This window comes from Ottowia thiooxydans DSM 14619, from assembly GCF_000422885.1.
In the GTDB taxonomy this organism is placed as follows: domain Bacteria; phylum Pseudomonadota; class Gammaproteobacteria; order Burkholderiales; family Burkholderiaceae_C; genus Ottowia; species Ottowia thiooxydans.
Genome location: NZ_AUGX01000009.1, coordinates 246,545 through 266,629, shown reverse-complemented (window position 1 = coordinate 266,629; position 20,085 = coordinate 246,545). Strand labels below are relative to the sequence as shown.

The 20,085-nt window shown below is 60.5% G+C and carries 20 protein-coding genes; 5 read left to right on the top strand and 15 right to left on the bottom strand.

Annotation, left to right across the window (positions count from 1 at the left end; all coding sequences use genetic code 11):
• Positions 1-65: 65 nt before the first annotated feature.
• The 3 genes from G518_RS34255 to G518_RS0107165 form a co-directional block, all read right to left on the bottom strand.
• Positions 66-836, bottom strand: a complete 771-nt coding sequence (locus G518_RS34255) for a BON domain-containing protein (protein ID WP_084651553.1) — start codon at positions 834-836, stop codon at positions 66-68.
• Positions 833-1,432, bottom strand: coding sequence for an SIS domain-containing protein (locus tag G518_RS0107170; protein ID WP_028601939.1), 600 nt, complete (start codon positions 1,430-1,432; stop codon positions 833-835). Before G518_RS0107170 ends, G518_RS34255 begins: the two co-directional genes overlap by 4 nt.
• Before the next feature lie 143 nt (positions 1,433-1,575).
• On the bottom strand, positions 1,576-1,965 hold the full coding sequence (locus G518_RS0107165; protein ID WP_028601938.1) for a YraN family protein: 390 nt from the start codon (positions 1,963-1,965) through the stop codon (positions 1,576-1,578).
• Positions 1,966-1,993: 28 nt separating this feature from the next.
• On the opposite strand from G518_RS0107165, the gene rsmI reads away from it, so the two are divergent.
• The 5 genes from rsmI (at position 1,994) to G518_RS0107135 (ending at position 7,913) form a co-directional block, all read left to right on the top strand.
• Entirely contained in the window at positions 1,994-2,932 is a 939-nt protein-coding gene (gene rsmI, locus G518_RS0107160; protein WP_051236169.1) for a 16S rRNA (cytidine(1402)-2'-O)-methyltransferase, read from the top strand.
• A 631-nt stretch (positions 2,933-3,563) separates the two neighbouring features.
• Positions 3,564-4,247, top strand: a complete 684-nt coding sequence (locus G518_RS34250; protein WP_051236166.1) for a response regulator transcription factor — start codon at positions 3,564-3,566, stop codon at positions 4,245-4,247.
• 73 nt (positions 4,248-4,320) lie between these two features.
• Positions 4,321-6,084 (top strand): ATP-binding response regulator, encoded by a 1,764-nt coding sequence (locus tag G518_RS0107145; RefSeq protein WP_028601936.1) that lies wholly within the window; start codon positions 4,321-4,323, stop codon positions 6,082-6,084.
• Positions 6,085-6,179: 95 nt separating this feature from the next.
• Positions 6,180-7,553, top strand: a complete 1,374-nt coding sequence (locus G518_RS0107140; RefSeq protein WP_028601935.1) for a hypothetical protein — start codon at positions 6,180-6,182, stop codon at positions 7,551-7,553.
• A gap of 63 nt (positions 7,554-7,616) precedes the next feature.
• Positions 7,617-7,913 carry a hypothetical protein gene (locus G518_RS0107135; protein WP_028601934.1) on the top strand — a complete coding sequence of 99 codons (297 nt, stop codon included), beginning with the start codon at positions 7,617-7,619 and terminating at the stop codon, positions 7,911-7,913.
• Between the two features lie 72 nt (positions 7,914-7,985).
• On the opposite strand, the gene G518_RS0107130 is transcribed toward G518_RS0107135, so the two are convergent.
• From G518_RS0107130 to hpaE, 12 genes are all read right to left on the bottom strand, one after another.
• The gene (locus G518_RS0107130) at positions 7,986-8,996 is read right to left on the bottom strand and encodes a DUF2272 domain-containing protein (protein ID WP_028601933.1); all 1,011 of its coding nucleotides are present in this window, start codon (positions 8,994-8,996) and stop codon (positions 7,986-7,988) included.
• Positions 8,997-9,721: 725 nt separating this feature from the next.
• Positions 9,722-10,969 (bottom strand): nucleoside recognition domain-containing protein, encoded by a 1,248-nt coding sequence (locus G518_RS0107125; protein WP_028601932.1) that lies wholly within the window; start codon positions 10,967-10,969, stop codon positions 9,722-9,724.
• A gap of 59 nt (positions 10,970-11,028) precedes the next feature.
• Complete coding sequence (locus G518_RS0107120) at positions 11,029-11,847, bottom strand: YecA/YgfB family protein (protein ID WP_028601931.1); 819 nt, start codon at positions 11,845-11,847, stop codon at positions 11,029-11,031.
• An 83-nt stretch (positions 11,848-11,930) separates the two neighbouring features.
• Positions 11,931-12,836 carry an EamA family transporter gene (locus G518_RS0107115; protein WP_028601930.1) on the bottom strand — a complete coding sequence of 302 codons (906 nt, stop codon included), beginning with the start codon at positions 12,834-12,836 and terminating at the stop codon, positions 11,931-11,933.
• A gap of 6 nt (positions 12,837-12,842) precedes the next feature.
• Entirely contained in the window at positions 12,843-13,844 is a 1,002-nt protein-coding gene (locus G518_RS0107110) for a 2-dehydropantoate 2-reductase (protein WP_028601929.1), read from the bottom strand.
• Positions 13,845-14,597: a class II aldolase/adducin family protein gene (locus G518_RS34245; RefSeq protein ID WP_051236162.1), complete on the bottom strand. Its 753-nt coding sequence runs from the start codon at positions 14,595-14,597 to the stop codon at positions 13,845-13,847.
• On the bottom strand, positions 14,594-15,400 hold the full coding sequence (locus G518_RS0107100; protein WP_028601928.1) for an aldolase/citrate lyase family protein: 807 nt from the start codon (positions 15,398-15,400) through the stop codon (positions 14,594-14,596). Before G518_RS0107100 ends, G518_RS34245 begins: the two co-directional genes overlap by 4 nt.
• A gap of 9 nt (positions 15,401-15,409) precedes the next feature.
• On the bottom strand, positions 15,410-16,225 hold the full coding sequence (gene hpaH / locus G518_RS0107095) for a 2-oxo-hept-4-ene-1,7-dioate hydratase (RefSeq protein ID WP_028601927.1): 816 nt from the start codon (positions 16,223-16,225) through the stop codon (positions 15,410-15,412).
• 3 nt (positions 16,226-16,228) lie between these two features.
• Entirely contained in the window at positions 16,229-16,660 is a 432-nt protein-coding gene (locus G518_RS0107090) for a 5-carboxymethyl-2-hydroxymuconate isomerase (protein ID WP_028601926.1), read from the bottom strand.
• A 17-nt stretch (positions 16,661-16,677) separates the two neighbouring features.
• Complete coding sequence (hpaD, locus tag G518_RS0107085) at positions 16,678-17,601, bottom strand: 3,4-dihydroxyphenylacetate 2,3-dioxygenase (RefSeq protein WP_028601925.1); 924 nt, start codon at positions 17,599-17,601, stop codon at positions 16,678-16,680.
• Between the two features lie 42 nt (positions 17,602-17,643).
• The gene (locus G518_RS0107080) at positions 17,644-18,606 is read right to left on the bottom strand and encodes a tripartite tricarboxylate transporter substrate binding protein (RefSeq protein WP_028601924.1); all 963 of its coding nucleotides are present in this window, start codon (positions 18,604-18,606) and stop codon (positions 17,644-17,646) included.
• 2 nt (positions 18,607-18,608) lie between these two features.
• Positions 18,609-20,078, bottom strand: a complete 1,470-nt coding sequence (gene hpaE, locus G518_RS0107075) for a 5-carboxymethyl-2-hydroxymuconate semialdehyde dehydrogenase (RefSeq protein WP_028601923.1) — start codon at positions 20,076-20,078, stop codon at positions 18,609-18,611.
• Positions 20,079-20,085: the final 7 nt, after the last annotated feature.

Here is a 20,085-nt window from a genome sequence, read left to right as displayed (position 1 = left end):
CCGCTTCGCCCTGGGTGCCGTTCGTCTACCCCTCTACCCCATCAGGAGGCCGAGGGGATCTCTCTCTATTTGACTGGAGGTAGCGTCTGCACCTGAATAGGTGGGCGGGCTTCCTGAACAGTCGGTTGTATGACCGGCTGAGTCACCACACCAGTGGCAGGCTCACTCACTGGCGCTGCTGCAGGGCTACCAACAGAGCCAGCAGGTGCAACCGCAGCCGTGCCGGCCTTCGCCGCAGGCGGCTCTACGATCAAATCAATCACGCGCACAACGCGCTCGACTCCTGACGTCTGGCGCACCACCTGCGTGGCAAATTCCGCCTCCTGCGCGGACAAGCGCCCCATGATGTAGGTAGTGCCGCGCTCTGTGATCGTGCGGATGGCATTGGCAGGCACTCCATTGGCATCCATTAGCCGTGCCTTCACCTTGCCGGTGACATACGTATCGCTGGAGCGTTGGGCAGGACCGGAATTAGGCATGACTGCCAACTCATTGACGATGCCCTGCACACCAGGCGTGCCATTGACAAGAGAGTAGACCAATTGCCGATCTTGCTCGGCAGGCACCTCGCCAGTGAGCAAAACCTTGCGGTAATAGCTGGTGACCGTGACATGGCCACGCCCACCCAGCGCATTGACCACGCTTTGCTGCGCTTCTTGCTCAATGGTGCGGTCGGCCGTCTGTGTGTCATTACTTCTGCGCTCGGCCGCGAACATCAGCGTTCCAGCCCCTGCCGCACCGCCCACAATCGCTAGCGGCACGCAGCCAGATACGCCTGCACCAGCCAGCGCCGCCACCAGGCAAACACCCGCCAGCCGATTCATGCAAAAAGTCATCCAGCACTCTCCTGTTCACCCAGAAGTTGAAGATCAAGTCCATCGCACAAACAATGCAGTACCAACTGATGTGCCTCATGGATACGTGGTGTGCGCTCGTGTGGGACACACACGTGCACATCGGTGTCTCGCAGCATCATTCCCAAATCTCCTCCGCCAGAGCCGGTGAGCGCAATGACGCTCATTTCCCGTTCGTGGGCAGCCTGTGCGGCGCGCAAAAGATTGCTGGCACGGCCATTGGAGGAAAGGACGAGAAGGACGTCGCCCGCGCTGCCCAGGGCACGCACCTGAGCGGCGAAGGCATCGGCGTATTCGCCGCGCCGGGCCACGGCAGTGAGCGTAGCCACATCAGTGCCAAGCGCTAAAGCGGGCAGTTCAGGGCGGGAGCGTTCAAGGCCCCCCACCAGCAGGGCTGCGAGGTATTGCGCAAGCGCCCCCGATGCGCCATTGCCGCAAATGAGTATCTTGCCGCCACCCGTGACGCAGGCCAGCAGCGATTGTGTGGCCTCAGCCACGGCACCGGCCAGCGCTTCCGCCCATTGGTACTGGAGATCGGCGCTGTCTATGAATTGTTGTTGTATACGTTGCGCGAGCATCGGGCTGAATGATAACGCCGGAAAGGCGGGCCAGTGCAAATTTAGGAGCAAATCAGTTCAAATTCAGGAGCAAACGTGTCAATTTGCATCAGGCTTGCAGGCCCGAACGGTTCCTCAGTTTAAACCCCCGCGCCCTGGAGACCTTAGCTGGCATCAAATGCGCCGATCAGCCACTCAATACGTCCGGCGTCTATCGCCACCACATCGAATCGGCAAGGTGGCGGAGCGCGAAAGCGCCGCAGGTAGTGCCGAGCCGCAAACACGATGCGCTGCTGCTTGACGGCGCTGACGCTGGCTGCGGCGCCCCCATGGCCAGCTCGCGTGCGTGCACGCACCTCCACAAACACTAGCGTGCCCCCTTCACCCCGCATCACGAGATCAATTTCACCACCGCCGCGCCCGGGCGTCCGATAATTGCGGTCAATGAGCCGAAGCCCGGCGCCCTCCAGGTGCGCCAGGGCGGCGTCTTCTGCTGAATTCCCATGCTCGCGCGTGGTGGTGCCTGCCGGCGGCTTGAGTGTCCAAAGCGCCATCCGAGTTGTCTTCTCTTTAAGTTAAAAAATGTCCTTGCCAGCCACTGAACTCGTACCCATAGGCAAGCCATCCTTTCAGCATGCGCTGGAGGCGGCACGCGCGGCCGCTGGGGGCCAGCATTATCCATCTGGCGCCTTGTATGTTGTTGCCACGCCCATCGGCAACCTGGCCGATGTGACTTTGCGCGCGCTCCATGTGCTGTCTACCGTGGATGCCATTGCCTGCGAGGACACGCGGCACACGCAACACCTGCTGCGTGCAGTGGGCATTCAGCGCTCCAGCGGCGAACTCATCGCCCTGCACGAACACAACGAGGCCGAGGCGGCGCAGACGGTGATCTCCAAGCTGCTGGAAGGCCAGCGCGTGGCTTATGTCAGCGATGCAGGCACCCCGGCTGTGAGCGACCCAGGCGCCCGCCTAGTGGCGGCCGTTCATGCGGCCGGCTTGCGGGCGGTACCGCTGCCTGGTGCGAGCAGCGTGATCTGCGTTTTGAGTGCGGCGGGGGTCACCGGGGATCCTGGCTTTGTTTTCACGGGTTTTCTGCCCTCCAAGCAGGGCGAGCGTGTGAGTGCCGTGGCTGAGTTGGCGCGTGAACCACGCGCCGTGGTTCTGCTGGAGGCCCCTCACCGCATTGCGGCGCTAGCAGAGGCGCTGGCCACGTTGAATGAGCGATTGGTTACTGTTGGGCGGGAACTGACCAAGCAATTCGAACAGATAGCCACTATGGCGTGTGCAGCTTTGCCGGAGTGGCTGGCGGCAGATCCACAGCGGCTGCGCGGCGAATTTGCCTTGGTGCTTCATCCGTATGAGGCCGGTGCCGCGCCTAGCGATGATGATCGAGTGTTGCGCCTGCTGATGGCTGAGTTGCCACTGAAGACGGCGGTCAAGCTGACAGCGGAGATTACCGGGCAAGCTCGGAATGCTTTGTATGAGAGGGCTTTGCAGCAGCGGGACAGTGAGCGTTGAGCTTGGGGGTCTTCACTCCCTCTCCCTCTGGGAGAGGGCGGGGGTGGGGGCAAGCGGCGGTAGATTTGTTGGCAGCGCTTGATAGTTACCTTCTGCTCTTTTCTTTAGGTCGGAGGCCGGGAATTGCGCCCGGCGGCGCACCTACGTTTCTTTGCTCGCCAAAGAAATGTAGGCCAAAGAAAAGCGACCCCAAGTCCGTGTCCCTGCGCTGCGCTCCGGGCACCCTCCGGTGCTCGGTCAAGGGGGCCGGCCATCCGGGGCGGTGCGGCAGAACTCACTTCTTTCGCTTCGCTCACTACGTTCAAACAGCTGCCGCAAGCTAGATCTTGAAGCAAGAGCATCTTTCAGTGCTCTTGCCCGCCCCTTACCCTGCGCTCCTCGGCACGGCCAAAGGGGTGGGGAACCTGATTCAGGCCATCGCTGCGCTCGGCCTCCAACTGCCAACCCCGAGAAAAGAGCAGAAGGCCATTAGCAACCGCTGAGCCTAAATCAACCGCCGCTTGCCCTCACCCCAACCCTCTCCCAGGGGGAGAGGGAGTTAAAACCCCGACTTGCCTAGGGTGCCGTCGCAGAGCCCCCGTTACTTTCGTCACTTCACCAACGCACTCATAGCCTCTAACATGCGTGCATGATGCCCTCAGAGTCTCTTGTCACGCCAGATCGTCCCCAGCTTCTGATCGTGGATGACCATGAGTTGGTGCGCCTCGGCTTGAGTTCCCTGATTGCTTCACAGGCAGCAGGCCACGATCAACCGGGTACTTTGGAGGCGAGTACTCTGGCTGAGGCCATAGACCTTTACGCCTTGCATCAAGACAGCTTGGCGCTGATTTTGCTGGATCTGCACCTGCCCGACGCGCACGGGCTTTCTGGCCTGCGCCAGCTGCTGGCGCGTTTTCCGGCTGCGCCAGTGGCAGTTCTCTCCGGCGACGCGGACCCCGCTTTGAAGCGGCAGGCCCTGGAAATCGGAGCCCGCGCCTACCTTCCAAAGTCCGGCCAATTGGCGGATGTGATTACTTACTTGCGAGCGCAGGGGCTGCTTGGTCTGCCCACTTCCGCTGGGGCCACCGCCGGAATGGCACAACCCGAGGGCCAGGTCAGCGAAGCAGCGCGCATGGTGCAAACCCGGGATGGGGAGCGGGTGCGTCTCACGCATCGCCAGGCAGAAATGCTTGATTGGGTTCTGGCAGGGCAATCCAATCGTGAAATCGCCGAAACAGCCCATCTTTCTGAAGGCACGGTCAAGAACCATGTCTCGGCGCTGCTTTTGATGTTCGGCGTGCGCTCACGTGCGCAACTGATCAGTCGGTTACGCTAGTGTCTAGTGGGGTGTCCCGTAGATACGTGAACAAAATGAAGTCGATCCATTCGCGCTAAGGGCAGCACACTAGATGAATTCGCTGCCCCCAGACGTTGCAGAGCGCGTATTGGCCTCCAAGGTCGATGCGCAAGCTCGCACAGACCGCGACGCGCGCTGGCTGGAAACCACGGTCAATGCGCTCGTGGCTACTTTCTATTTCTGGCAAGCGGGCTCTTTCCTGGCCGTGGTCTGGGTTGGCCTGCGCGTGCCAACCCATTTGGTGGGCAGGTGTATATCCAAAGGATATTTCGCCGACCCGCAGCGGGAGAGGCACAGTGCCAAATGGGAACGCCGGTTCGCCACCTCCACGGCCTTGGACAGCACGCTCTGGGGCCTTGGCTGCTGGCTTTTGCCCCCCACAGGAAGCCCTCTCCTTCACGGCTTGCTGGTGATTCTTGTAGGGGTGGCCAGCAGCGCTGCGGTGTACGGCACGCAACTGTGGTCGGTCGTACTGGCCTGGGTGCTGCCTATGAACATCGGGCTGCTGACTGCCCTGCTTTGGCAGGGCGAGCCCCTGTTTCTGTTCATGGCCGCCTGCGTGGCCATCAACCTGGGGATCGTGCTGTACTTTGGGCGCCAGCAGCAGCAGCTCATGACACAAACGCTCATGGTCCGGTACGAGAAAGAAGACTTGGCCAACCAGCTGGCTCGGCAGGTAAAGATCGCGCACCAGGCGAACGAAGACAAGACGCGCTTTCTGGCTGCCGCCAGCCATGATCTGCGCCAACCCATGCACGCGATCACCCTGTTCGGTGCCGTGCTTGAGAAAGAACTGGCGGGACATCCCCAACACGCGAACGCTCAACGGTTGATGCGTGCGGCTGATGCCTTGAGTGGCTCGCTTGGCACCATGCTCGACACCTCCCGCCTGGATGCAGGCGCGATCGAGGCGGCGATCACCCCGGTGGCGCTCAATTCCGTTCTCCGCGCACTCAGCCAGACCTTCGTGCCGGATGCCGAGCAACGCGGCCTCCAACTACGGGTGCGTGCCACGCCGCTGTGGGCCTTCACCGACGCGGACCTGCTGCAGCGCATGCTGAGCAATTTGCTTGAAAACGCGCTCAAGTACACACCGCAGGGCGGCGTGATCGTGCTGACACGGGCGCGCCGCCAGGAGGTGTGGATTGATATCGTAGACACGGGCATTGGCATTGCTCCAGAGCACCAGGAGGCGGTATTCGCCGAGTTCTACCAGGTAGACAACCCGGGGCGCGACCGTTCTCGTGGTTTGGGCATGGGCTTGTCCATCGTGAAGCGACTCTCGCATTTGCTCGGGCACCCGGTTCAACTGCACTCCCGACTGGGGCGAGGTAGTCGTTTTCGCGTGGTGCTAGCGGCTGCCCCCCCTCAAACCGAACTCGCTCCGCCCCTGGAAGCACCTTCTGCACCTCCCATTGAACTCAGCCAGACACCCAACGCGCGCGTGCTTTTGCTGGAAGACGAGATGGACATCGCCCAAGCCATGCAGGCGCTGCTGAACGCACACGGGATTGAACTGGTGCACGCCACAACCACCGCGCAGGCCTACCAATGGCTGGAGCAGGGGCTGGCTCGCAAACAACCGTTCAACGCGCTGATCTGCGATCTGCGGCTGGCGGAAGGCGCGGATGGCCTGGATTTTGCCCAGTCGCTGCACGCCCGTGGAATAGTGCCGCCCCCTACCCTGCTCATCACCGGCGAAACGGCGCCAGGACCCCTGCAGCGCGTGAGGCAAGCGGGCCTGCCGGTGCTGTTCAAGCCCGTCACGGCGCCTGCCTTGCTCGAAGCCCTCGCCAGCATGCTGAACAGAAGCTGACTTCATCCGCGCCGTGACTTTCGGCACTGGCGGTGAGGTCATTTGCACTTTATCTTCCATTGCACTAGGGAGACCTACCTTGCTTTGGAGTCCGCATGCACAACTCGCTTCGTCACGCTCGCACCATGCTGGCGCTCACCGCCTGCCTGGCAGCGTGGCCCACATTCGGTGCCACGCTCAGCTACCCGGGCGCGGCACCTTGTAACGGCACCCTTCAAGCGTGCATTGATGCGGCAGATCCCGGTGATGTGATTGAGCTGGCCTTCGACACCACCAACGCAGAAGGGCTGGACATCCAAAAGTCCCTCACCCTAAGGCCAGCGGCTGGCCGCACCCCCACCCTCACCACGGCCATGGCCTACGCCACGAACGAAAACATTGAGGTCACGATTCGCTCTCTCAATTTCGCGGGAAGCGTGCTCGGTTTGCTCGGCGACGGGGGCGGCAACTTGCGGTTGCAAGTGATAGACAACACCTTCCCCGACTCCGAAGGCACCAAAATCGAAGTGCGGACTACTACTGCCGGCGACCTCTACGGCAGCATCTCCGCCCTTATCGAAGGCAACCGGCTGGGTATAAGAGGAGTCACCGACTTCTGCACTGATGGCGTGTCGGTGGCGCTGTATCAGGCGGGAGAAGCTCGCTCAGACGTGGTGATACGCAACAACGACATCACAGCCAACAACCTGGATCAATGCGGTGCCATCTTCGTCTACCAAGCTGCCGGCGGCCTGGACGTGACGATAGACCGTAACCGGGTGCATGGGAGCATGTTCAACAACGGCATCGACTTGCGTACCCTTGGAGGTGAAACCCAAGCAGGCATCTTCAATAATCTGGTGTACGGTCAATCGGGCAATAGGGGCGGCCCAGGCGCGCTTGTGGTGAATGCCATGGGAATCAGCAACGTCACGGCACATATCGTCAATAACACCGTGGCGCACGGCAGAACCGGGATGTGGGTTGCCGCGCGCACTGACGAAGGTGCCCAGTTGCGCGGAACGATGCGCAACAACATAGCGGCTTTTAACACCAGCTACGGCCTGAACTACCCATTCGACTTGGCCCCCGGTTTTGTGGAATCACACAACCTGATCCATGGTAATGGTGAGCTGGAGACGCCACTGCCTCCCGACCCATTTCGACGCACGGGCAATCCTGGGTTTGCCAATCCCGCAGGCGGCGATTACACACTCACTCCCGCGTCTGACGCCCTCAACCGAGGCTTGAACAGCGCCCTTCCCAGCATTTTCAACCTGGATCTCGCCAGTGCCACCCGCATCATCGGCAGTGCCATCGATATCGGCGCCTTCGAGTATCCGAGGGTGATCGCCTTGCCTCCAACCAGCACACCCCCTCCGAGCGTCACAGCTGTCCCCACCCTAGGCCAATGGACCTTGCTTTCGCTTTGCTGCCTGCTGGGATTGCAAGGGATGCGCCGCTTGCAGCGCCGGCAGAAGCCAAGCTGAGGCACCACAGACACCAGCAAGGTACTCGCCTCACACCCCACGGCATTACTCTGGAGATAACTCATGGCCCGTTCCTCCTACCGTGCATCCTGGATAGTGGCATCAGCACTGATCATCATCAGCGCTCCTGGGCTAGCTGACCGGGACAAATCACGAGACGCTCGCGAAGAGGCCCAACGCAAAGAGTCCGCACTCCGCAATGCAGAACATCAAAGGAAAATGCAGGGCGTCGCGCAAGATGCCCAGCTTAAGACTTATCGCGGCTTGTTGGGCGCCAAGGCCACCGGCAAAAGCGATGCAGAAGTGATCCAGATGGGCAAGCAATGGGAAGCCGATATGCGGCGCCAGGCAGGCAAGTAACCGCATCTCGCAATACAGCTGGGAACTTGGTTGAAACCTGCCGCGAAACGTGCGGCCGGTTTGTAAGCCGGCTCATTCCTGCGGCGGTAGTGCTCCGAGCTTGAGCTTGGCCGTTCGCATTTTTCCGCCTGCGGAATCGAGCTGAGAATCTGCTCCACGCAGTTGCAGCAGCACACTCCACGGTTTTCTATTCAGGTAGGTATCGGGCAGCATCGCCTGTGCGAGGCCTTCTGCCACAGACACAGCTTGCTCCCGGGCTCGGCGGGTGTGCTCTGATTCAAAGTACGCGGACCATAGACGCCCAGACCCATCTGACTCCAACCCGAGGCGCCGCATGGTGACCGACTGAACCACATTCCCGCCCACCGCCTCGATGTTGGCCGAATCCCGCCTCACCACCAGATCACAATGCATGCTGACGTTGCGTGCTCCCAGCGACTGCCTCAGCTTGTGAAAGGTGTCTTCCCGGCTGTCACGATCACGCGCAAAGCATATGAGGTCGCCCACACGCGGGGCGGTAACACCCAGGTCACAGGCCCGGTAAGCGTATGGAGTGACATCTCCACGCTCCTCCGTCTCAGTGCTACGAAAGGCGGCACGCACATAGTCCTGATGGCTGGCAGAGTACCGGAACTCCCGCTCATCCAAACCGGCTTGGCGCATGACGTGGCCAATGAACACCGCCGACCAAGGCTGATCCACCAGCATGGCGCGCAATTGCGCCGGCGAAGGGTGTGCGGCCATGGCAGAAGGTGGACCTGCGCGGGTGGAGCGCCAGTAATTCCACACACGCTGCCAAGTGGGGCGATCGGATTCGGGGGCGCGGTCCTGCTCTGCTTCTGCAAAGCCTTGGCGGATCAGGCCGCCGCCTGCATCAATCAAAGCACCGCCCATGAGCTTGTGTTCGCGCAGAGCCACAGAGGAAAGGCGATGCGCCAGTGAAGATGTGTCTGCACGCGCTTCGCGATCGCAGGCTGCCTGCTCAGCTTGCGAGGGAGCAGGGGCCGCGAGCCAAGCTGCGCACAAGACCGCCAAGGTGCGGTTGGTTGCTGAGTGGCAAAGCGAGGTGGTGTGGCGGTGCATGATGAGTTCTCACCATATCGGGCGGTCTTCGCCCTCACCAGTGCCGAACGTCATTGGGCTTGGAAACAGGGGGTAACAGCTTCTTTCGATATCGGCTTGCTGCTGGCTCCCGCTTGCGGGAGAGACTGATGCAGGCATGCCTGCCGACTTGAGCCCCAGAACCCGAGGCTGTTCACTCCCTCTCCGTGTGGGGGGGGGTTGGGGTGGGGGCAAGCGGCGGTTGATTTGTTGGCAGCGCGTAATAGTTACCTTCTGCTTTTTTTTGAAGGCGGAGGCCGGGAATTGCGCCCGGCGGCGCACCTACTTGTTCTTTGCTTCGCCACCGGAGCGCCGGCCGAAGAAAAGTAGGCAAAAGAAAGGCGACCCCAAGTCCGTGTCCCTACGCTTCGCTCCGGGCACCCTCCGGTGCTCGGTCAAGGGGGCCGGCCATCCGGGGCGGTGCGGCAGAACTCTCTTCTTTCGCTTCGCTCACTACGTTCAAACAGCTGCCGCAAGCTAGTTCACGAAGCAAGAGCATCTTTCAGTGCTCTTGCCCGCCCCCGGATGGCCGGCCCCTTGCCCTGCGCTCCTCAGCACGGCCTCAAGGGGTGGGATACCCACTCGGGCCATTGCTGCGCTCGGCCTTCGAGTGGCTAGTCTTTTCCCATTGGGAAAGACAAATTTTAACGACCATGACACGCCAGCTGGGAAGACTTTGAAAGGGCGAAGGTAACGCTTCTCTCGCCCTACTTGAAGAATGCGTAGGCCACCATCACTGCGGCCACCAGGCCAACCAAGTCAGCAAACAGCGCACATGGCAGCGCATGGCGTGTGTTCTTCACGCCCACGCTGCCGAAGTACACGGCGAGCACGTAAAACGTGGTCTCCGTCGAGCCCTGAATAATGGCGGCGAGTTTGGCAGGGAAAGAATCAACGCCGTAGGTCTGCATCACGTCCACCATCAATCCGCGTGCGCCGGAGCCGGAAAGAATCTTCATCAGGCCTACGGGCAAAGCAGGTAGAAAATCTGTGGGAAGGCCTAGTGCAGCCACGCCGGAGGCAATGGCATTCATCAGCAGCTCCATCAAGCCTGCAGCGCGGAACACTGCAATCGCCACGAGCATGGCGACCAGGTAGGGGATGATTTGCACCGCGACGCCAAAGCCCTCTTTGGCGCCTTCTATGAAAGTCTCATATACGTTGACGCGCCGAACCATGCCGCCGATCAAGAACAGCACCACTACGGAAAATATGAAGCCCGCGCCAATGACCCCCATCCACTGCGCCGCCTGATCAGGAGGAAAACGGCTTAACCACATCACGAGGCCAATGACGGGCACCGTGAAAGCAAGCAGCGGTAACAACAAACCCGCTCGCCACAAGGGCAGACGCTGCACCACCGCGACCGCAATCAGAGCAGAGAGAAATGAACACCCGGTGGCCAGCAAAGTCGGCAGAAAAATGTCAGCTGCATTGAAGTTCACCAGCCCCTGCTTGACGGCCATGGTCTGACGGATGGCAATGACCGATGTGGGGATCAGCGTCAACCCGGCGGTGTTCAGCACCAGGAACATGATCTGCGCGTTGGTGGCGGTGTCAGGCTTGGGGTTGAGCGTCTGCAGCTCCTGCATGGCTTTCAGACCCAGCGGAGTGGCGGCGTTGTCCAGGCCAAGCAGATTGGCGCTGATGTTCATGGTCATCGCGCCTTGGGCCGGATGCCTGGGCGGAATGCCGGGAAACAGGTGGCGGAAGACAGGATTCACGCCGCGCGCGAACGCATCGATCATGCCTGCGCGCTCTCCTATCTTCATGAAGCCCAGCCACATCGCCATGATGCCGACCAGGCCGATGGAGATCTCGAAACCCGTCTTGGCAGATTCGAACATGGCGGTGAGCAGCCGGGGCAATACCGTCAGATCACCGAGCGCCAGTTGAATCAGCGCCACGATAAAGGCGCTGAGGAAAAAGCCGAGCCAGACGAGGTTCAGGACCATGTCTAGCGCTCAGAAGGCGTGAATGAGTCCGGCATGTCCGAAAGAGCCGTCAAAAACCGCTACGCGCCACAGCACTTCTTGAATTTCTTTCCGCTTCCGCAAGAACACGGGTCGTTGCGCCCCACCTTGGCATCATTGCGTATGGGATCGACGCGGGGGCCCAGGCTTTTCGCGATGGCGTAGAGGTCATAGACCGCCCACAAAGCTTCGCCGAATTGCTCCATGCGTTCCTCACTCACGCTCGGTGGGCCCTCTTCCTCGAAGAGATTGAGCGCGGGTTCGGCGGTGTCATCCGAGCACAGCGCACGGATGCAATCCAGCGCATCGGCCATATCGGAAGCAATGGCCTTGTCGCGTGGGGGTTCCCACTCCTGATCCCAGGTTTCGACGACAGCCATAAAGCCTTGCGCCCAAGGGTAGGCGAACGCGGCCAACGGCTCTTCGTTCTCCTCCTCTGGTGAGGCGTCCTCAAGTGGTTGAGCGGCCACCATGCCACGCATGTCCATCACCACAGGATCGAGCGCGCGTGGATCATCGAGCGCTTCTACCGGGGCATCCAGCGACGCGCGGATCTGTGCTTCTCGCGCCAGCCAGTTCATCTGAAAACGCGTGCGCTGCGCTTCGCTGGCAAAGCCGGTGGCTGCGTTCAACTCGTCTGCATTCAGGCTCAAAATAACGGAGAGATACTCGTTTTCAGGTATCTGCCGGCGGGTACATAGCAACGCCGTGATGGCGCCATCACAAAACTCCCACATCGGGATGGATTCGTGATGCTCGCTCAATTCGCCAAGCACTTCGTCAAGCGCTTCGATGATCACGAGGGTAGCGTCGTCCTCGGGGGAGTTTCCGTCGGAATCAGGGGCAGATAATGAAGTCATGGGCTGGATCGTATTACAGGCTGGCTCAGGCCGGATTTTGCGCTACTTCAGGCGGCTATCGGACTTGGGGCACGGCTGACCCCTCAGCGCCTTCTCATTCCCAGCCACATCACCGCCCCAACAACAATCAACGCCCCCAGCACCTGCACCGGCGAAATAGCCTGCCCCAGAATCAGCCAGGCCAACACCAGCGAAAAAACGGGCTCCACATTCATGATGGCCGAGTTACCCACTACACCCAGGCGCGGAAGCACGGTAAAAAGAATGGTGATGCCACTGCCGTAGAGCAGCGTTAAAAGTGCCAAACCCCACCATCCCGCCGGTGCAGTCGGAAGGTGTGGCCCGCCCTGCCACAGCACACCGCACACTGCCAGCACGCTCACGATGGACATGGTAGAGAAAGTGCGTAACCGGCCATCGAGGCCGCCTGCTTCATGCTGCGTCAGCACCAAAGCCAGGCCAAAGGTGGCGGCCGCTCCAAGGGCGAATGCCACTCCAGCGCCAATTTCACGCCACTGGCCAGCGGCCCCCAACCCGGATGCTTTCCCAAATACATCCAGCGCCAGCACCAAACCGATCAAGATGGCAGGCATGGCTAGAAGCAACGCACGTTCGGGCTGATGCTGATAGAAAAGACGAGCCCACAGCGCGGTCCATAAGGGGTAGCTATTGAAGGCCAACAGGGCCAACACCACCGGCAACCGCGCCACAGCCGAATACAGGCACAAACTTTGAACTGCAATCAGCAAGCCAATAAAGAGCAATCCCTTTCTCTGGCGGGCATTCAATTTGACGGTGACGCGCTGCACTACAAGCAATGCACCCACTACCAACGCCGTGGCGAAGCAGCGAACAGCCACGGCGGTGGCCACGTCCACACCATGATCGAATGCCATCCTGGCAGCCACATGATTGGCCGCCATCAGCAGAGCAATGGAGAGCAGCGTAATAAACGCGGTGCCGCTAAGCGCGCGAGTGGTGCCGCTCATTCACACTTACCCGGGATACAGGCCATGCACACGGGCGTGCAGGCGAGCCAGCCCCAGCAACGCGTCTGTGAAAGGCGTAGGCACCTTGGTGATCTGGCCGAGCTCGCGCACCGCTGAAACCAGTGCGTCGATCTCTACCGCTTTGCCAGCACGCACATCCTGCAACATGGAAGGGGTGAAGGCACCCAGCTTGCGTGTCACCACATGGCGGTCTTCGGGCTCCTGGGTAATGTGGATGCCTATCTTCCCGCCAATCTCGCGGGCTTCCAGCATCACGGCGCTGACAAAGGAACGCACCAGTTCATCATCCATGATGCGATCCGCAGTAGCCCCGGTGAAGGCGCTAATGGGGTTGATGGTCATGTTGCCCCAGAGCTTGAACCAGATGTCTCTCTGAATCTGCGGGGACACGGTGCAATCAAAGCCTCCCTGCTTCAAGAGTTCGGCCAATGCGCGTACCCGAGGGCTTTCTCCCCCTGCTGGCTCGCCAATGATCAAGCCTTTCCCGAAGTGATGCCGTATCACACCAGGTGCATCGACCGAGCAACTGGCATGCACGACACAGCCCACCACATGTGACGGCGCAATGGCTCGCTCAATAACGGCGCCGGGATCAACCGACTGCAACGTCTGGCCTTGTGCCTCACCGCCAAAGCCTTGCAGGAACCACCAAGGCACTCCGTTCATGGCCGTGAGCACCACCGTTTCCGGCCCCAGCAAGGGCGCGATGCGGCTCGCCACATCCGCCATCCCCGGGGCCTTGACGGACACGATCACCAGGTCTTGCACACCCAGAGCGGAGGGGTCTTCACTGGCGCGTACCGCACAAGTGGTTTCCAGCTCCACCCCATCGGCGCCCTGACCCCGCAAACGCAAGCCATACTGACTCAGGGCCTCCAGCGTGGCGCCTCTCGCCACCACACTGAGCTCCGCGCCTTGTGCCGCCAAACCCGCGCCCAACCAGCCACCAATGGCGCCGGCACCATATATTGCTATTTTTTTGAACATTCAGCGTTTATAGCTCTCATCCATCCGATCCAGTTGCCGCACCATCGCGTTCCATACATCGCGCCCTGCCCCATGCTTGGGATCAAACTGCAGGGCATCTCGTGTGCAGTTGGCCGCAATGGCTTCTGAAACGGGAATCACCGCCTGTGCGCCACCCATGCTGAAGGCCGCAAACTGGATCTCGCAGGCACGCTGCAAAGTCCAGAGAATGGCGAAGGTCTGTGGCAACGTCTCTCCTAAAGCCAGCAGCCCGTGATTGCGCAGGATCACCGCACGCTTGTCTCCAATGCTCGCGAGCACGCGCGGGCCTTCTTCAGCGTGCACAGTAATGCCTTCGAAGGCGTGATACGCCAGCATGCCGTGCAGTTGCGCGCTGTAGAAATTGGTTTGCTGCAGGCCTTCCTTCATGCAAGCCACGGCTACCCCGGCCGTAGTGTGCGTGTGCATCACGCAATGCGCGCCTTCTATTCCGCCATGGATAGTGCTGTGCAGCGTGTAGCCGGCAGGATTGATGGGGTAAGCCGACCCATCCAAAATCTCCCCCGCCAGGTTGACCTTCACCAGGTTGCTGGCGGTGACCTCCGTGTAGTGCAGGCCAAAGGGGTTGATCAGGAATTGATTTTCTCCACCCGTCGCCTCATCAGGCAGGCGCAGCGTGATGTGGTTGTAGATCAATTCCGTCCAGCCGAGCATGGCGAAGATCCGGTAGCAGGCAGCCAGTTGCTGCCGCGCCTGCCATTCTTGCTCGTTCATGGCGCTACCTTTGCGCTAGATGCGAAGGCGCTCGCCAGACGCTGGGTCTCGCGCGCCAGGCTCAATGTATCTATCCCCACGGCCACGAAGGTGGCGCCCCACTCAATATAACGGCGTGCCGCAGCCTCGTCAGGCGTCAGGATGCCGGCGGCCTTGCCAGCGCGTACGATGCGGCGGATGGCATCTTCCATGATGGCCTGCATTTCAGGGTGCGCTGCGTTGCCTCGATGACCCATGGAAGCAGAAAGATCGGCGGGGCCAATGAAGACACCGTCTACGCCATCCACCGCGGCAATAGCCTCCAGGTTGTCGATAGAGGTGCGTGACTCTGCCTGCACCAGAATACACACACGGTCGTTGGCTTCGTGCACATGGCGCGGATACCGGCCCCAACGCGCCGCCCGCCCGCCAGCCACCCCTCTGATGCCGCCTGAGCCATCAGGGCCTGGATAGCGCGCGGCACGCACGATAGCCTGGGCCTGCTCAGCCGTATCGACCATGGGCACCAACAGGGTTTGCACCCCCAGATCAAGGTACTGTTTGATCAGCATTTCACCTACGTGGCCGTGTCCCATGGGCATGCGCGCGATGGGGTGCGTGCCTGGGTAGGCGGCAATGGTTTGCAACTGGTGCAAGATGGTTTGCAAGCTATGCGTAGTGTGCTCGCCATCAATGAGCAACCAGTCAAACCCCGCACCGGCACAGATCTCTGCCGTGGTGGTGTTGGGTACGTTGAGCCAGAAGCCAATTTGTTGGCGCTTTTCCAATAAGGCTTGCTTGAAAGGATTAAGAGGCGTTTCCATTGTTGTCCTTCAAATGAACTTGAATGCCAGCATGCCGAGCGGGCCGTAATCCGCCTCGAACAAGTCGCCCGCTTGCGCGGCCACGGGACGCGTGAAGGAGCCTGCCAAGACAATCTGCCCCGGCTGCAGCGACTCTCCCCAAGGCGCCAGCTTGTTGGCCAGCCAGGCAATACCCACTGCCGGATGCCCCTGCACGCCCGCGGCCAAGCCGGTCTCTTCCACCGTGCCATTAAGGCGAAGAATGGAGCCCACCCAGGGTAGGTCTACGGACATCGGGTGCACGCGGCTGGCACCAACCACGATGGCGGCGTTAGCGGCGTTGTCACTGATGGTGTCGTAGACCTTGCGCATCGCTTTGGTGTGGCGATCAAACTGCTCAATGCGCGAATCGATGATTTCGATAGCCGGGGTGACGTATTCCGTGGCTTCCAGCACCTGCTCCACATCTACGTTCGGGCCTTTCAAAGGCGATTTCAGCACGAAGGCCAGTTCCACCTCCACCCGCGGCGCGATGAAGCGGTTAGTGGGAATCTCAAGCACCTGGCCGGGCGGGGCGGTGTAGAGCATGCTGTCCAGCAAGGTGCCGTAGTCAGGCTCGTCGATTTGGCTGCTGATCTGCATGGCGCGCGAGGTCAGGCCAATCTTGTGCCCTATCACCTTGCGCCCTTCGGCCAGTTGAAGCGCTACCCACGCACGGCCGATGCGATAACCGTCTTCCACGGCCATCTCAGGAAAACGCTTGGAAAAGTGCTCCACCTGCACGCGTGTCTTCTCGGACTCGTGCAACTCACGGGCCAGTTGCTTGATTTGTTCAGGGTTCAGCATGGTTCAGGGCTTCTTGAACAGGGGGTGTAGCGTGCTGTGTTTGGCGTCAAACACCTCCGCACCTTCGTCTACGTTGACGGTCAGTCCAATATGCTGATGCTTCATGATGGGGTCTATGCACTCGCGCGCTGCAGCCAGCAAAGCCTCCCCGGCCCGCTGCTGCGTGGCGGCGCTGCGCCCCCGCGCCATGCGCAGATTCAGGTAGATGAAGGCATAGTCCCCATCACCTCCCGCGGCCTTGCCGGCAGCTCCGCCATCGGCCACTGCGTAATAGGGCGCTGGGTAGGCCAGCACTCGTGTGCCACCTGTGGGGAAAACCTGGGCGCCCGCTTCGTCCCTCACGGTGAGCATGGCGTCAGCAAGGCTGCGGCATAGCAAACTCATATCAGTGAGCTTGTCGAGGTTGCCGGTGTAGAGAACAACAAGATGGGGCATAACAATATCCGTGGGCTTCAAATTCTGGAGAAAGAGCGGTAGCTGGTCGCGCGAGACGCTTCTGGCTGCGGCACGGCCTGGCCGTCTTGAGGCGTCACCGGGAAAATGGCATTGATCTGCCCCGTGCCTGAAGCTGCAAAGTAAGGCGTCACCACCTCGGCTTTTCCATCGTAGGCAGACCAACCCAGTGCGCCCAGCAGCATGGCGGTGTCGTGCATGAAACCCTCACCATGACCTTTGGTAGCGTACTCCGGCAACATGGCGCAGAAATCGCTCCACTCACCGCTCTTCCACATGCGGATGACTTCGTCGTCCAGCTTCTCAAGCAGGGGGCTCCAGATCTTGAACGCGAACTCCGGCGCCAAACCGTTCTGCGCGAAGCGGTGCGAGAGCGATCCACTGGCGAGAAACGCAACCTTGCCGTCATAGTGCTTTTCCACCGCCTCCCGCATGGCCCAGCCGAGGCGGGCGCTGTCGTTCAGATAGTGGCTGGTGCACAAAGCAGAAACCGAGATCACCTTGAAATGCTTGTCGGCATTCATGTAGCGCATGGGAACCAACGTGCCGTATTCCGGCGCCAAGGTCGTAGCGTCGTGCGCCAGTGTTTCCACGCCCTGCTCGCTACACGTCCTGGCCAGCAATCGCCCTAACTCTGGATTGCCTGAGAAACCGTATTCCATATTGCTGATGAAATGCGGCAGCTCATTGCTGGTGTAGGTGCCTGACCACCGCGGCGCGCAATTGAGGTGATAGTTGGCATTCACCAACCAATGTGTATCGAACACCACGATGGTGTCTACGCCCAGCGCACGGCAGCGGCGACTGATTTCGAGGTGCCCATTGATGGCATCTTGGCGTGTGCCATGGCGATCGCCCGGCAGTTCGCTCAGATACATACTGGGCACATGGGTGACCTTGGCAGCGAGGGCAAGTTGGCCCATGGTTTGTCTCCTTATTGGCGTTCAGCGGTCAGTGGTGCGCGATCAGCTTTCGGACGCGATGCCAGCTTTCTTGATGACTTCGGCGTAACGCACGATTTCGCTGTCGATGTAGTCCGAGAATTGCGCCGGGCTACCGCTCTTGGCGGCAATACCACCCTTTTGAAACGCTTCCACCAGGGTGGGCGACTGCATGGCAGCGATCACGGCTGCGTTCATGCGTTGCACGATGGCATCCGGCACAGCGGCTGGCGCCAACAAGCCATTCCATGAGTTGGATTCGACTTTCAGACCTTGTTCGGTCAAAGTGGGGACATTTGGCGCATAGGTAGAGCGTTGCGCCGTCGCCATGCCCACCGCCACCAGCTTGCCCGATTGCACGTGGTTGCGAAACTCGGGCCAGTTGCCGAACATCATCGAAACTTGTCCACCCAGCAGATCAGCCAACGCAGGCGCTTGCCCTTTGTACGGCACGTGCACGATGTCCAGGCCCAACTGCGTCTTCAGCATTTCTCCGGCCAAGTGCGCCGAAGTTCCGTTTCCGAACGAGGCATAACTCAGCTTCTGGCCAGCCTTGGCCTGTGCCACGATGTCTGCCACGGTCTTGAGCCCGCTCGCGGGGTGAGTGGCCAGCACGTGTTCCGACAAACCCATCAAGGCTACGGGGCGAAGGTCCTTGCGTGTGTCGTAAGGCAGCTTCTTGATCAGCGTGGCGTTCACGCAGAAGCTATTGGCCACCGTGACGAAGCTGTAACCGTCTGGTGCAGATTTGGCCACGCTGTCGACACCGATCACCGTGCCCGCACCAGGCTTGTTCTCCACCACAATGGTTTGGCCCAGAGACTTGGCAGCTTCAACGGCCACCAGGCGTGTGACGAAATCCGTGGTGCCACCTGGCGTGAATGGCACAACGATGCGGATAGTCTTTCCCGGCCAGGCTTGAGCACGTACGGACAGAGGCAGCGCGCAAGCGGATGCAGTGGCCAACAACAATTGACGACGTTTCATGTTCAGACTCCCCAGTGCGGTATGTGATGGGAACCCAGCGACACCGCCACATTCTTGGGTTCCAGGAAAACTTCATAGCTCCAGGTGCCTCCCTCACGACCAGTGCCTGAAGCCTTGGTTCCCCCGAAGGGCTGGCGCAGATCGCGCACGTTCTGGCTATTGACGAAGCACATGCCCGCCTCAACGGCGGCGGCTACACGGTGGGCGCGGCCAATGTTTTCGGTCCAGACATAGCTGGAAAGACCGTAGTCAATGTCATTGGCTTGTCGGATGGCATCCGCCTCATCTGTGAACGGAATCAAGCACGCTACAGGGCCAAAGATTTCTTCTTGCGCAATCTTCATGCGGTTGTCAACGTCAGCGAATACCGTAGGCCATACATAGTTGCCCTTGGCTACACGGCCAGGCAGTTCCGGCGCGTAACTTGGCCGGTCCAGCCCGCCGCACAAGAGTGTTGCCCCTTCTTTAGGGCCCAGCTCAATATAGCTACGCACTTTGGCCAGATGATTCTTGGAGATCATGGGGCCGATGATGGTGTTCTCGTCTTGCGGATCGCCTACCGTGATCCTCTTGGCCCTCTCAGCAAACTTTCTGGCGAACTCCGCATAGATGCTTTTCTGCACCAGAATGCGGCTACCTGCGGTGCAACGCTCGCCGTTGTTGCTGAAAATCATGAAGACGGCGGCATCCAGCGCCCGGTCAAGATCCGCATCATCAAACACCACAAAGGGGCTCTTGCCTCCTAGCTCCATGCTGAATTTCTTCAAGCCAGCCGAGCGGACGATGCGGTGGCCCGTGGCCGTGGAACCGGTGAAAGAAATGGCCCGCACATCCGGGTGCCCCACCAGGGGTTCACCGGCTTCCTTGCCGAAGCCATGAACGAGGTTCAGCACACCCGCAGGAATGCCGGCCTCCAGAGCCAACTCACCCAGCCGAGCCGCTGTCAAAGGAGACAGCTCGCTCATCTTGAGTACCGCCGTGTTGCCAAAGGCCAGGCAGGGAGCGACCTTCCAGGTGGAGGTCATGAAAGGCACGTTCCACGGGCTGATCAAAGCGCAGACCCCCACCGGGTGGAACAGCGTGTAGTTCAGATGCGTGGGCGTGGGATAGGTGTGACCATCCACGCGTGTGCACATCTCTGCGAAGTAGGAGAAGTTGTCTGCCGCGCGCGGCACCAGTTGCTTGCCGGTCTGGGAGATGACCTGCCCGGTGTCATCCGTCTCGGTCTTGGCAATCTCCGGTACATGCTTGGCAATCAGTTCGCCCAGAGCGCGGATTTTTCGGGCGCGCTCCGTGGCAGGCAGTCCCGCCCACTTGGGGAACGCTGCTTTGGCAGCGGCCACGGCAGCATGGATTTCCGCCTCGCCCCCGGAGGCGACCTCAGCGAGTGTTTCCTGGGTAGCAGGGTTCACTGTCTCGAAATAGTCGGCGCCGGCGACCGGCTTGCCATCGATGAGATGATCGATTCTCATAGTTGTC